This window comes from Dethiosulfatibacter aminovorans DSM 17477 (assembly GCF_900142005.1).
Lineage (GTDB): Bacteria > Bacillota > Clostridia > Tissierellales > Dethiosulfatibacteraceae > Dethiosulfatibacter > Dethiosulfatibacter aminovorans.
In genome coordinates this window covers 13,887-27,760 of record NZ_FQZL01000015.1, presented here as the reverse complement: position 1 = coordinate 27,760, position 13,874 = coordinate 13,887, and the positions used below count along the sequence as shown (strand labels likewise).

Sequence of the window (13,874 nt, the reverse complement as noted above, 5' to 3'; positions counted from 1 at the left end):
TATTCATAATTTTCACTGAAATAATCATATTATAAATGCATGAACATTTCAACAATTATTCCGTTTCTATCAAATATTTAATTATACCATCATCAAAAACGGCCTTCCATGTAGGATCCACCGTATCCTTTACGATATTTTTCCAGTCTTCCCCTGCTTCATCATCGTAATAACAGATTTTTATTTCCTTTAATGTGCATCCCCATATGTCATCATGTTTAAGGAGCCTCAGCAGCGCCTCTTCTCCCGTTGTCATGCCCAGTGTTCCTTGACTTTCTTTGACGGAATTTATTTTTTGCTCTTCAAATCCTGCCACGCCCTTTCCATCAACTATAAATGTAATATAGGAGTTCTCAAGGGAATATTCACCGTACATTTCATGATAAGTAATATTGTAAACACCCTTATCATTTACGTAAATGGACTCTCCATAGCCATCCATATCCATGGAATAGTCTTCAATAAACCTTTCTACATAACCATGTGCCTCTTCCAGGTCAAGATCATAATCCGCTTCAGTTTTCCTATGCTGGTATACAAGCTTTTTCCCATCCTTGATTTGAATATTTTCACTTTCATCATTTCTGTAGTGTTCATCGATTTTAACTTCGTAAAAATTCTCACCCAGGAATTTCGCCAGTTCAGAGCTTTCCCCGTCATAGATTTCATATTCCACTTCAAGAAGTGGAAGAGACAACTGTTCGGAAGGTATTTCCGCTTCAATTGTTATGCCTTGATCCTGCAAAACCTGTATTACGGGAGATACATCCTTTCCCAAACCCGGCCCTATGTCATAAACCTGGGTAAAAAGAAAGGCATCTATGATGATAAAGCCTATTATTAGTATTGTTTTAGCCTTGTTCCAATCCATTTATTCCTCCGGCTCCACAACGGTTTCTTCAATTATAGCTCCCGATATGGCATTGAATACATACTGCCTGTCCGTTGTCCTGATTACCCATACCGTTCTCAAGAGCTGGTCCTTCAATTTTCTCGAAGGGTCAAAATAAGCAAGCTCTATGTTGTAGATGGAATTCAGTATATGGCTTTTTACAGATTCGAATTCAACATCTCCTCCACCGCTTCTTTCAAGGTAAAGACTGGTTACAAAGTCTATGTTTCTTCTGATTATTTCATCAGGCGACAGCACTTCAACCTCTTTCATCGCTGCTTCCATTGATTCATCCATAACCCTTATGAACCTTTTGTACAATACAACCTTGCTTCCAAAGACGTCTATCTGTATGGCCTTTTCATCCCTTACCTGACTGAAGATTATTGGCTTGTCAAGAAGGTTGTAGGAAAAGATATAGCTGTATCCATATTCACCGTCCTTCTGGAAAAGTTCCACTTCGCTCAGATAGGCATTTTCAGGGAATCCAAGAAAATCATCCATAAAGGACAAGGCGACCTTGAAGGACTCGTACACATCGCTTCTTTCAAGTGAGCTGTCAATGGAATCGTAAAATTCCAGCAATCCGTCCTTGTTGATTTTCAGCACCTTTTCATTTTTATATATATAGTTTACGCTGCCGGTGCTGTCTACGCTTTTCCTTACATAGTCAAAGTTCTCCTCAAAATAGTTTTCTGCTATCTCTTCAATCTGCTCGGTATCATCTATATCAATCTCCGATTTGACAAAAACGGGATTCAAGGTCACTTCACTGGTGGAAATGGGGATTTCGTCGGAACCATAGTTCGATACATAGGTTCCCTCATATTTGTCCCTTGCATATGAAACAGCTTTGACATAGGCTTCAAGAAGTTCCTCCGTATTTGATTCCATCGTAAATCCATAGGTTTCATTACCGTCATTTATCAGAAATTCGTCTCGGTCGAAGTCGTATGAAATCCACTTTACATTGCCGATCTGACTTTGAAGCTTATTGTTGTTGGTTTCCATTCCCTCTATAAACAGTACAACCGGAATAGGATTGTCAAACTCAATCCTTATGTTTCTGTTCTCAATCTTCTCCTCGTCGGCGACACCTTCAAATTCTGTATATCTGACCATATCGCCAATGCTTTCTATAAACACATCCCATATTTCCTCACAGCACTCCGAATTATGTATCCTGTATTCTTTTCCGTCTGTAAGAACGTATTTCGCAGGTCTGATCTTGTCCCAAAGGTATATTGACTCGGGAAGTTCCACATTTACCTCATTGTTATATCTTTCAAATGAAAACTTGAGCCAAACCTGTGAAGAAAGAAATATTGCAAAGGTTACAAGAAGAATTAGAATAAGATTTTTAATCTTCTCCTTATGCATTTTTCTCACCTCTTGAACTTAGAGGCATGACTATCCTGAATCTCGTCCCCTTGTCCATGGAGCTTTCTACCTCAATGACTGTATGATGGGCTTCAGCAATATGTCTGGTAATTGCAAGCCCAAGTCCCGTGCCTCCCATTTCCCTGGACCTTGCCTTGTCAACCCGATAGAACCTTTCAAAAATCCTCTTTATATCCGCTTCAGGTATTCCTATCCCATTGTCCTCGATTTCAACCACTGCAAAATCCGCTTCAACATGGCAACCTATTTTTATCTCTCCGTTTTCAGGAGTATACTTGATTGCATTCCCAATGATATTCTGATATATCTGCTCGAGGCCATCCTTGTCGAACATGACTTCAATTTCTTCTGTACAACGGCCAAATACAAGGTTTTGATTTTTATCCTCAGCCCTGTTCTTTAATTTCTCAACAGTCTCCTCCAGTACGGAACATGGATGCAAGGGTACCTTGTTCCATTTGGCCTGCTTGAATTCCATCCTGGACAGCCTTAAAAGGTCCTTGACAAGTCTGTCCATCCTGTCACTCTCATTGAGTATTACATTCAAGAAGCTTTCAGCGGTTTCCCTGTCCTCAAGGGCTCCTCCAAGAAGCGTCTCCGTATAGCTTTTTACTGTTGTTATAGGAGTCTTAAGCTCATGGGACACATTGGCGACAAACTCCTTCCTCATGTCATCAAGCCTTTGCTGCTCAGTAATATCCTGCATGACAAATATCACTCCGCCTATTTCCTCCATCTCGTTCTTGAAAGGAGCATAGTTTATATTGTATATCATGTCATCGATATTTATGATTGCGCTGCCCAAAAACTCATTTTCCACAAGTGCCTCCCGGGTCAGCTGATAATCCAGGTTGCTCAATATCTCATTACCGTCAGTTTCCTTTTCATCGTCTATTTCAAGTATTTCCTTCGCAACCGGATTGGCGTGAATGATTCTGCCCTTCATGTCAAAGGTTATTACTCCGTCAGCCATATAGTTGAAGGTTGTTTCCATCTTGCTTTTTTCCTGGTGCAGGCTTGATATGTTCTTCTTCAGTTCCTTCGTCAGGAAGTTGAACATCATGGCAAGCTGTCCTATTTCGTCATTTGACCTGACGTCAACAACCTGGTCAAAGTTTCCCTTGGACATCTCCCTTGCTTTTTTTGTTACATCCTTTATAGGCCCTGTAATGCTCCTGGCCAGGAAAAACCCAAAAATGACCGTAACAAAAAGGGCCAGCATTGTAGCCCTTGTGAGCATAATGGTCGTCTCGCCTATTGTTTCATACACCGAGTCCAACTGGTAGGTAAGATATATTATCCCTTCAATGGACCCGTCCTTGTTGTTTACAGGATATGCCATATGCTTCACCCTGCCTTCGGGCTGGTCGTAATCTTCTGAAGGTATAGTCTCTACGATGTCTCCCTTGAGGGAATCAAGAACCAGAAGGTTGTCGATCCTCCTGCTTTCATAGGCACTGTCTCCCATAGTACTTCTGACAGAACTGGCAATTATTGTTTTGGCACTGTCATTGAGTATGATGTAAAGGCTCTCGTTGTAGCCTATCTGAACATTGTTTTCTATCAACTCGTCGATGAGCTGGCTGTTTTCAGACCATTCCTCTCCCTGTAGAAGGGAAGAGCTTGCAAGTATGGAGGATATATGGCTTTTCATGGATTCGGTTATTGAGTCAAGCTGTATTTTTTCCAGCTGATCCGTAATGAAGAATCCAACCATGGCCATTGCCATGAATACAAGAAGAAAATAAATCAATGTGAATCTCCACCTGATGCTTTTAAACATTATTAAATCCTCCTGAAGTAGTAGCCGACACCTCTTTTTGTAATTATATATTTGTCGTCCTTGTTTTCAATCTTTTCACGGAGCCTTCTTACTGTAACGTCTACAGTTCTCAAATCTCCAAATTCGTAGCCCCATACCTCCTTGAGAAGATGTTCCCTCTTGAATACCCTATCAGGATTGAGAGAAAGATATTTCAACAGCTCAAACTCCCTGTGGGTCAGGTATATGAGTACGTCGTCCTTGTATACTTCAAGTTTATTGTAATCAAGCTTCAGCCTTCCATAATGTACAATCTTGGTCTTCATTTCCTCTTCAGGATTCTTGTAGCTATTCCTTCTCAAGTTTGACTTGACCCTTGCAATCAGCTCATTCATACTGAAAGGCTTGGTAATATAGTCATCTGCGCCGGAATCAAGTCCTGCGATTTTGTCCGCCTCTTCTTCCTTGGCAGTAAGCATGAGTACAGGCACCGTGGACCAGGTCCTTATTTCCTTAAGCACTTCGAATCCATTCTTGTATGGAAGCATTATATCAAGAAGGACAAGGTCCGGTTCCGATTTCCTTGCCAGCTCTACCGCTTCATTACCGTCAAAGGCAGTGGAAACGTCATATCCTTCCTTTTCAAGATTATATTTAATAATATTTGCTATAGGTCGTTCATCATCTACAACCAATATCTTGTCACTCATTTTATTTCTCCCTTAAATTATCATTTCAAAAACTTTTATGCACGACAATATCCGCCGACTCTGATACCGCAGCATAGCTGTTTCGTCTAGACTACAGAAAGTTTCTATATAAAAACACCTTGAAGCATTGGTGTTTTATTAAAATGTAAACTTTCCTTCGCTGGCAGCACCACTTCGTGGCTGATGCGACATAGTCGCTCTGCCTGGACTACAGAAAGTCCTTTACTTACAAAATCCCTTGAAACGTTGGTATTTTGTTTTCAAGGTTGACTTTCTTACGCGACGATACCGCTACGCGGATAACACAGCATAGCTGCTTCGTCTGATTATAACATATCTTGGTGTATTTTTTCCATCTCTTCGTATAGCGGTTTAAGTTTTTTGTATATATTCTTGTATACCCTTGTGTATATCTTTCTGTAGATCCTGGAATTTTTTTCATCAGGTCTGAAAATGGATTTTTTATGGACCATGTTCTCAATTCCCTGGTCTATGTTCTCGAATTTTCCCAGTGCGGCAAATCCTGCAACTGCTCCTCCAAGGCCAGTGGTTTCAAAGGTCTGGACCCTGTATACCTCCCTGTTGAAGATGTCTGCCGTAATCTGGCATATAGTGTCACTCTGGGAGCCTCCTCCGGACAATGCTATGGCTGTCATCCTTTTTCCTGACTTGTTCTCAAGAGTCTCTATCCCTTCGAGAAGGGCAAAGGCTATTCCTTCTATTATCGCCCTGTACAGATGTTCTCTTGTATGGTAATCATGAAATCCTATGACAGACCCCTTGGCTTCAGGTCTTAGAAGCTCCTGTCCCCAGAAAGGCTGAAGAACCAGACCGTCGCATCCCGGCGGAATATGGTCAAGCTTGTCATCCAGAAGCTTTACGGCTTCCTGAGAACTGCCACCGGCCTCCACAAGCTCCTTGTGGGCAAATTCCTCCTCAAACCACTTCACCATCCAGAACCCTCTGTATATTGTGATTTCAGGATTGTACCATCCCTCTTTTACGGAGGGAAACGGCGGAAACAATGTCACTATTTCAAAATACTTTTTAGCGACAGTCTGTATGGTTGCCTGCGAACCAAGAGAAATGCTTCCCTGTTCAAGATTCCTGCAACCCACTCCTATGGTTTCACAACCCTTGTCAGATCCTGTCGCTGCTACAGGCAGATCCTTGGGCAGCATTGTTTCCAAGGATGCATTGCCGGAAATTCCACCCATAATGGTACAGGGTTTGACAAGTTCGTAGAGATAGCTGTCATCAAGGTCGAATATCTGCCTTTTGATGTCGTTTTTCCCCGCCCATTTAAACCTTTTATAGTCGAATGGAAGATGCCCTATGGTCGATGCCGTACTGTCAGCAAATCTCCCAGTCAATTTATAGTTCAGATAAGTGGAAAGCAGGAGGTACTTGTGGACCTTTCCCCAAACTTCCGGTTCATTTGCCCTTATCCAGTTTGCCCTGAATTCCCTGTTGTATGTCTCGCCTATTCTTTTGAACCTCACAAGCTTCAGGAGAGCATTGGCCCATTGCTTCATAGGTCTTATTTCTTCATTTTTTCTCTTGTCCATCCATATTATGCAGTCACGAAGGGGTTTACCATCCTTGTCAACCACCACTACTGAGTCCCTCTGGCAGGATACGGTAACTCCCTCTATGCGAAAGAAGAGATTCCTGTCCTTTTCATAAAGGCTTCTTGTTCCTATGCATATTTTATTCCATATAATGTCGGGGTCGATTTCCTTCCACCCCGGATTCAATGTCTTGTATTCATCTATTGCAGACTTGTATTTATACAGGAGACTGCCCTTGATGTCAAAAACAAGCACCCTAACACTCTGAGTTCCGCAATCAATGGTCATAAAACAATTTTTGTCCACATTTCCTCCTGGAATTCATTATTCTATCAACAATCAGTGCACTAAATCCATTATAACAGAATTTACAAGGTGTTTGAATGAAATGATTCAGCACTTCTGAAAAGATGATTTCCCGATATTCCCCTTTTTTCATTGAACTATTTGTATTTTTATGTTATATTTGGTATTAAAAAACGAAAAACATTTTGGAGGTTTTATGGAATTTGTTACGTCAATCCATTGTATCGATGGTCGTATTCAGGAAAAAATCAACAAATATCTCAAGGAAAAATATAATGCAAAATACATAGACTCAATTACCGAACCCGGACCTTGCTATGCACTGGCTGACCAAAACGACGAAGACATTGTACGTTCAATATTAAGAAAGGTGGACATTTCCATAAACAAACATGGGTCAAAAGTCATTGCAATATCAGGACATTACGACTGTGCCGGCAATCCAGTATCAAAGGAAGCCCAGGAAGAACATATCAAGGACAGCCTTAAATTTCTAAAGTCCGAATACAAGGACAAGGATGTGGAAATAATAGGTTTCTATATCAATGATGATTGGGAAGTCGAAGAGGAATTGACATTATAAAACTTTTAAAAAACAGTTCAACAAAAAATCACAAAAGAGAAAACCCGGGTTTTCTCTTTTTTTGAAGCTTGGAAAGTCTTCTTGTTTATCGGTCGAAAAGTTTCAATTGACTTTCAAAACCAGCTTTCTATTTGTCATCATCATCGTTGTAGAAGTCATCCTTCATTTCACTCTTGCTCAAGACATCTGCCACTTCAGACTTTTCAGGAAGCATTATCCATAAAAGTATGTAAAGCATTATTCCTATTCCATAGAACCACGAAAACACAAACCATACAATTCTTACTATCGTAGGATCGATATCGAAATATTCAGCAACCCCCTGGCAAACACCCGCTATTTTCTTATTGTCTGTATTCTTATATAGTTTTCTTTCCACTAAACTCATCACCTTTCAATATATTTATTACCTTATTTATACACCTTCACCCTTAAGTATATATTAACACATTATTAGAAATATATTAAATAGGTTGAGTCTTTTACCTTACTTCATCAGTCTGCTGTTCAACCATGTTTCCCTGGTAATCTTGTAATTGCACTCAATATGGTATGAGCCCAGCTGCTCTATAAGCTTTTTCTCTTCCTTGTAGAGTACATGTCCTGCATGTTCAAGGGACTTGACCGAATTTACATTGTCCTTCCATACCTGGGCATGTATTTCATTTACGTTCAAGGTATTGAAACAATAGTCATAGACAAGTTTTCTTGCCTCCTTCATGTATCCCTTCCTCCAGCAGTGCTTAGCTATCCTTTCAACTTCAGCTGGAATAATGACAGATCCGTCGGGATACTCTATAGGCTTCCACACCCAGTAGGTTCCAATGATTTTTCCAGTTTCATTGCTTATTATTGCCCAGGAAATGATCTGTTCAATTTCAGAATATTTTTTAAGGTTCTTTCTGGTCTCCCAGACATTTCCAGGTGCATTGTTTCCAGTCCATTTGTGTATTTCCGGATCCTTGGACAGCTTGTACCACTCCGGTGCATCCACAGGAACATTTATCTCTCTTAAAGTTATTCTCTCCGAATTCAAAATCGGAGTCTTGTCAAAATTTGCCATATCTCCACCCCATTGTATGTATCATTGTAATTATACCCTCACATGCACGGTCTATACAAGTCATAGAGTTCCGATACTTACATGAGAATAATTCAAGAATTAAGCAATGTGTTGTCTTCCATGTAAATACCGGATATGCATATTGCGCTGAACAAACCAAATAATAATTGATACATCCGGATTATACATTTTTGACTGCCCTAAGCTAAGCATAAATAAATCCGCTGAGCTTTCAGCGGACGTATTTTCTTTATAATGTTATTCAAAACCCTTTAGACTAATATAAAACAGGTATGTACAACCCGGGATCCTTCTTGACTCCATATTTCCTTATCTCGAAATGTACATGGGGTCCTGTGCTGTATCCGGTATTTCCTACTGCAGCTATCTTCTGTCCCTGGTACACCATATCACCGACTTCTACATAGAATTTTGAACAGTGTCCATATACTGAAGTATATCCGCCGCCATGGTCTATCTGTACCATATACCCGTAGTCTCCAAACCATCCGGCATATATAACCTTTCCGCCGTCTGTTGCCTTTATTGGAGTTCCTATGGAATTTGCTATATCAACTCCATAGTGGAATCCACCCCACCTTGCACCGTATCTCGACGTTACATATCCTGAAGGAAGAGGATTAATGAATGTTCCTGTACCCTTCCTTGGCGGTGGCTCAATCGTACCATTGTAAACTATCTTGGTAACAGGTTCGGAAATGATCTCTTCCTCTATTACTTCCGTTTCTATCTTTATCCCGTTTTCCCTGATAATCTTGGCATCTACTTCCTTGATTCCATATTCTCCCGACTTCTTCACTGAATATTCGTCGTTGTAAAGCCACGAAACTTTTTCATATTCGGTTTCGTAAGGTATTTTTTCTTCATATGTTGCAAGCTCTACAGTTCTTACACCAATATATGGCTTGGGAATTATGAGTGAAAGCTCGTCTCCCGGATGTATAAGCTCAGAATCAACAGTGGGATTTGCCGATATCAGCTCGTCTACCGTCAAGTTATACTGGCTTGATATCGTCCAGAAGTTGTCTCCCTTTTCAACAACGTGAATCTGCTCTTCCGTAGTTCCCTTTTGCAGATATTGAAGGAGCTTTTCCGCATCATCAATTTCATACTTCGATACCTCACACTGGACTATTTCAACATCCTGAGCGAAATCCAGAGATAGTATTTCCGAATCTTCCATCATCATCTCAAAGGGTTCCTTGATGGCTTCAAGAATTCCTTCCGCTTCTTCTTCGGTTTTAAGTTCACCCAGGATTTCTCCGTCAACCTTTATTCCATAGGCAAGTATATTGTATTCAATCTTGGACGCAATATTATCGACTATTTCGTCGTGAGTGGATATTTCACTGTCTTCAACATGAGTAGAGACATATTCAACCGTATTTGATATTGCCACCTCGGCATGATTTTCTTCCTGCAGCGTATCCCTGAAATCTCCCAGAACTTCTTCAAAGCTTTCCTTGTCCCTAATGTTTCCGACATAATTTCCATCAAAATAAACCTCAAAGGATCTTGTGGCTACTTCATTCAACCTTATTAAATTTGTTAAATGGGAATACAATAGAACTGAAAATGTAAGAATCAACAAAATTGATATATTTACAGCATATGAATTAGACAGGAATTTATCTACTACTTTATTCTTTTTTAGGTTTTCTAGCATTGACTTGAATATCTGCATTGGATTTCTGCTCCGCTGATTTTTTACCCCTTTAATTTACACTACATCATTATATCACAAATGTCTATAACTAAAAAGATAAAATTGTAATTATGATATAATAATATTTGTGTTATAATATTACAAAATCTACAGAGGTGACATTGATGATTTTCAAGCTCCAAAACGAAAAAATCGACTTCGGGAACACTCCCGTTGAAAATATATTTATTAACGACTACATGCCTATGGCAAAAGGTATCCACGTGAAGGTATATCTTCTAGGCTACAAGTATGCAAAAGACAGGGAGGAAACCTTCTCAAACGAGACTATTGCCAAAAATCTAGGTATTTCCCTTAAGGAAGTCTACGACTCCTGGGAATACTGGCAGGACCAGGGCATAGTCGTCATAACAGGCGACAGGTATTCAGCCGGTTCTTCATCAGTCGAGTTCGTGAACCTTAAGCAGCTTTACGTGGAAAACATCTACAAATATGTTCCCGATGCCGGGAAGGAAGAACCGAAAGAAGAAAAGCTCTCCCTTGAAGATGCTGTAAGTGCAAACAAGTCGGAAAGCGTGAGAAAGATGTTCAGGGATGTAGAATTTGTTTTCGGAAGGCTGCTGACTCCCAACGAGAAGAGAAATATTCTGGACAGCATTTCAAAATATTCATCCACTACGGAAATGGTATACGAAACATTCAAATACGCCGTTGAAAAGAAAAACGTGAAGAACATGAGGTATGTAGAATCACTTCTGGCTTCCTGGTACGACAAGGAGATCTTTGATATCGATTCATTGAGAGACCATCTTGGAATAAATGAAAAAAACTACAAATACTACAATACGGTGAGAAAGCATCTTGGCTTTTCCGGAAGGTCGCTGACCCTTGAAGAAAGAAACCTGATAGATTGCTGGGTTGACCAGTGGCATTTTTCAGAGGAAATGATAATAAAGGCACTGTCATACTCTACCGGTACAACAAATCCAAACATGAAGTATTTCAACAAGATTCTTGAGAACTGGTACAGCAAGGGCATATCAAAGGTTGAAGATATACAATCATTTGACAAAAAACCAAGGAAGAAACAGTCCGCAACCACCAAAAACGCCTTCCACAACTTTGAACAGAAGTACAGTAAAATGTCGGAAGATGAACTTGAGAAACTCGCAAAATTCAGTATTGAAGACTTAATAGATGATAAAGAGGATATTTGATGAGACAGGAAATAATAAACGATATTAAAAAGGAATATCAGAAGAAAAGGCTTCGTTCAAAGGCCGAACTCCAGATGAGAAGAACGGAACTCTATGAAATGCTGCCTGAAATAAAAACCATAGACAATACAATTTCAAAATTGAGCCTGGAAGTATCAAGACTTGCCTTTACAAGGCCTGCCAATTTTGAAAAAAAGATGGAAGACTGCAGGGTGACAATAAATGAACTACGTGAAGAAAAAAAGTCAATCCTTGAAAAAAGAAAAATTCCCGATATTTATCTAAAGGAAGTTCATTCCTGCAGCAAATGCAGCGACACAGGATATGTTGACGGAAAGATGTGTTCCTGCTACAAGCAGCTCCTGATAAATGAACTGTATAACATTTCAGGCCTCGGACAGCTTCTTGAGAAGGAAAACTTCGACACTTTTGACCTTTCGAAGTTTGACGATGCCAAATACGGCAACGAAAAGATGTCCCAAAGGGAAAACATGAAGCAGGTCTTCAGGGCGGCACTTCACTATACCGATAATTTCCATAAAAGCAACAAAAATCTTCTTTTCTACGGTGGCACGGGACTTGGAAAGACCTTCACCTGCAACTGCATAGCCAAGGAATTGATGGGCAAGGGTATAGTCGTCCTTTATCAGACAGCATTCAGGATGTTTGAAACAATAAGCGAGCACAAATTCAACAGAAGCGCCGAATCATATGAAAACAAGGACAATTATTCCATGATCTACAATGCAGACCTTCTCATAATTGACGATTTAGGTTCAGAATCAATAAATTCATTTACAAATACAGAACTTTTCAATATATTGAATTCCAGGATGATCAACAACAAGAAGACTATAGTTTCCACAAATCTTTCCCTTGAAAAGATGTCGGAGATTTATTCCGACAGAATCATATCAAGGATTATGAGCACTTATGGAATGATCAAATTCTTTGGAAAAGACATCAGGACAAGGTGAGGATGCAGCAGATGATAACTATAGACACTTTTAGACGGGGGCTTAAGAAGGGCCTCCATGTGCTTGTTGAACTTGGAAAGATAATGCTCCCAATCTATGTTGTGATGGAGCTTTTGGAATACTCGGGAATTTTGGAAATAATATCAATGTATTTTGTTCCTTTCATGTCTATCATAGGACTTCCCGGAGAGGCAGCCTTTGCATTGATTATCGGAGGAGCCCTAAACATTTATGCCTCCCTTGGAGTTCTTGGATCCATTACTCTAACGGCAAAACAGGCAACAATAGCAGCCACATTCATAGCCATATCACACAATCTCATAGGGGAAACCGTGGTGATAAAAAGAATCGGAGTGAATCCGGTATTCATAATGGTCCTTAGGATACTTACATCCTTCGCAGTAGCTTCCGTTATGAATATGGTACTGTAGGTGTCCTATGGAAATATTGACCGTACTTTTAACAGCCGTAAAAAACGGGATCTTTTCCGTTCTTAATCTGGCAAAGATAATCGTGCCCCTCATGCTGGCAATTGAAATACTCAAAGATCTTAAAATACTGGAAAAATTTTCAAAATTCATGTCTCCGCTGACAAAGTTCCTGAGGATCAAAGAAGATGCATCGCTGCCCCTTATAATAGGAAGCATACTTGGACTTTTCTTCGGAGCCGGAGTACTCTTCCAAAGCGTGCAGGACGGAGACCTGGACAAGAGAAGCCTTGTTATCATATCCGTATTTCTGGCCCTCTGCCACGCAGTGATAGAGGATACCGTAATCTTCGTTCCCATTGGAGCCAGCCTTCCCCTGGTTTTGTCCATAAGGATAGTAACGGCCTTCATTATAGCTTTTGCAGCTTCAAGGCTCATAAAGGAACTGTAATTCTGCAAAAATTAACAAAAGGCTTGTTTCCACCTACTAGAAACAAGCCTTTGATTTATTCTTTTATACTATTTTATTCTAATCAATCATCCAATCCATCACTATTGAACGATTATGCCACCAAGTTCTTTCCTTCATCTGCAGCGCTTGAAGCATCAACAGTGTAAAGGTCTGCGCCGATTTCATCCGCAAATTTAGTAGTTACAGGCGCTCCACCTATCATTACCTTCACTTGATCTCTAACTCCAGCTTCTTCCAATGCCTCGATAACCTTCTTCATGTAAACCATTGTTGTTGTAAGCATTGCTGACATGGCTACAATCTTGGCATTGTTTTCCTTAACAGCTTCTACAAACTTGTCCGTTGTAGCATCGACACCTAAATTTATTACCTTGAATCCAGCACTCTCCATCATCATAGCAACAAGATTCTTTCCTATATCATGTAAATCTCCCTTAACTGTTCCAATTACAACAGTACCTACATTGGGCATGTCCTCGTCATTGATAAGGGGCTTTACAAGAGCTATTCCTGAATTCATGGCTCTTGCCGCCATCAATACTTCAGGTACAAACATATCTCCAGCCTTGAATCTTTCACCAACGACCATCATACCAGGCATTAATCCATCATTAATGATTGATAGTGGATCTGTTCCAGCGTCTATTAGACCCTGTACTCCGTTTACTGCTCCCGGCTCATTACCGGCTATTACACATTCTGCTATAACTTCAAAACTCATTTCATAACCTCCAAATATTGTTAATACTATTTTAGTATAAAGCAATTCTGTATTCTTGCTTTAATATTCTGTTTTTTTGTAATT

At 40.1% G+C, this 13,874-nt stretch carries 14 protein-coding genes; 5 read left to right on the top strand and 9 right to left on the bottom strand.

The features are described from left to right. Window positions 1-55 precede the first annotated feature (55 nt). The 5 genes from yycI to BUB05_RS10600 form a co-directional block, all read right to left on the bottom strand. Complete coding sequence (gene yycI, locus BUB05_RS10620) at window positions 56-871, bottom strand: two-component system regulatory protein YycI (protein ID WP_073049591.1); 816 nt, start codon at window positions 869-871, stop codon at window positions 56-58. Further along, entirely contained in the window at window positions 872-2,272 is a 1,401-nt protein-coding gene (locus tag BUB05_RS10615; protein WP_073049590.1) for a hypothetical protein, read from the bottom strand. Next, on the bottom strand, window positions 2,265-4,076 hold the full coding sequence (locus BUB05_RS10610) for a HAMP domain-containing sensor histidine kinase (RefSeq protein WP_073049589.1): 1,812 nt from the start codon (window positions 4,074-4,076) through the stop codon (window positions 2,265-2,267). Before BUB05_RS10610 ends, BUB05_RS10615 begins: the two co-directional genes overlap by 8 nt. Before the next feature lie 2 nt (window positions 4,077-4,078). Continuing rightward, window positions 4,079-4,765: a response regulator gene (locus BUB05_RS10605; RefSeq protein WP_073049588.1), complete on the bottom strand. Its 687-nt coding sequence runs from the start codon at window positions 4,763-4,765 to the stop codon at window positions 4,079-4,081. A gap of 326 nt (window positions 4,766-5,091) precedes the next feature. Then, window positions 5,092-6,642 (bottom strand): FGGY-family carbohydrate kinase, encoded by a 1,551-nt coding sequence (locus BUB05_RS10600; RefSeq protein ID WP_094762860.1) that lies wholly within the window; start codon window positions 6,640-6,642, stop codon window positions 5,092-5,094. Between the two features lie 196 nt (window positions 6,643-6,838). Between BUB05_RS10600 and BUB05_RS10595 the strand changes: the two genes are divergently transcribed. Continuing rightward, window positions 6,839-7,225, top strand: a complete 387-nt coding sequence (locus BUB05_RS10595; protein WP_073049587.1) for a carbonic anhydrase — start codon at window positions 6,839-6,841, stop codon at window positions 7,223-7,225. Window positions 7,226-7,352: 127 nt separating this feature from the next. Here the strand turns inward: BUB05_RS10595 and BUB05_RS10590 are convergent, their stop codons facing one another. From BUB05_RS10590 to BUB05_RS10580, 3 genes are all read right to left on the bottom strand, one after another. Continuing rightward, window positions 7,353-7,613, bottom strand: a complete 261-nt coding sequence (locus BUB05_RS10590) for a PspC domain-containing protein (RefSeq protein ID WP_094762859.1) — start codon at window positions 7,611-7,613, stop codon at window positions 7,353-7,355. 99 nt (window positions 7,614-7,712) lie between these two features. Further along, window positions 7,713-8,288, bottom strand: a complete 576-nt coding sequence (locus tag BUB05_RS10585; protein WP_073049585.1) for a GNAT family N-acetyltransferase — start codon at window positions 8,286-8,288, stop codon at window positions 7,713-7,715. A gap of 277 nt (window positions 8,289-8,565) precedes the next feature. Next, a complete protein-coding gene (locus BUB05_RS10580; protein WP_073049584.1) occupies window positions 8,566-9,993 on the bottom strand; it encodes a M23 family metallopeptidase in 1,428 nt (475 codons plus the stop codon). Between the two features lie 146 nt (window positions 9,994-10,139). Here BUB05_RS10580 and BUB05_RS10575 point away from each other — a divergent pair, with 146 nt between their 5' ends. From BUB05_RS10575 to BUB05_RS10560, 4 genes are read left to right on the top strand one after another with little or no spacing between them, the layout of a single operon-like run. Further along, the gene (locus BUB05_RS10575) at window positions 10,140-11,192 is read left to right on the top strand and encodes a DnaD domain protein (RefSeq protein ID WP_073049583.1); all 1,053 of its coding nucleotides are present in this window, start codon (window positions 10,140-10,142) and stop codon (window positions 11,190-11,192) included. Further along, window positions 11,192-12,169: an ATP-binding protein gene (locus tag BUB05_RS10570; RefSeq protein ID WP_073049582.1), complete on the top strand. Its 978-nt coding sequence runs from the start codon at window positions 11,192-11,194 to the stop codon at window positions 12,167-12,169. The genes BUB05_RS10575 and BUB05_RS10570 overlap by 1 nt, the downstream gene beginning before the upstream one ends. Window positions 12,170-12,180: 11 nt before the next feature. Continuing rightward, window positions 12,181-12,600, top strand: a complete 420-nt coding sequence (locus BUB05_RS10565) for a nucleoside recognition domain-containing protein (RefSeq protein ID WP_073049581.1) — start codon at window positions 12,181-12,183, stop codon at window positions 12,598-12,600. A 7-nt stretch (window positions 12,601-12,607) separates the two neighbouring features. After that, window positions 12,608-13,048, top strand: a complete 441-nt coding sequence (locus BUB05_RS10560; RefSeq protein WP_073049580.1) for a nucleoside recognition domain-containing protein — start codon at window positions 12,608-12,610, stop codon at window positions 13,046-13,048. Window positions 13,049-13,160: 112 nt separating this feature from the next. Here the strand turns inward: BUB05_RS10560 and BUB05_RS10555 are convergent, their stop codons facing one another. After that, window positions 13,161-13,790: a cobalamin B12-binding domain-containing protein gene (locus tag BUB05_RS10555; RefSeq protein WP_073049579.1), complete on the bottom strand. Its 630-nt coding sequence runs from the start codon at window positions 13,788-13,790 to the stop codon at window positions 13,161-13,163. Window positions 13,791-13,874 lie beyond the last annotated feature (84 nt).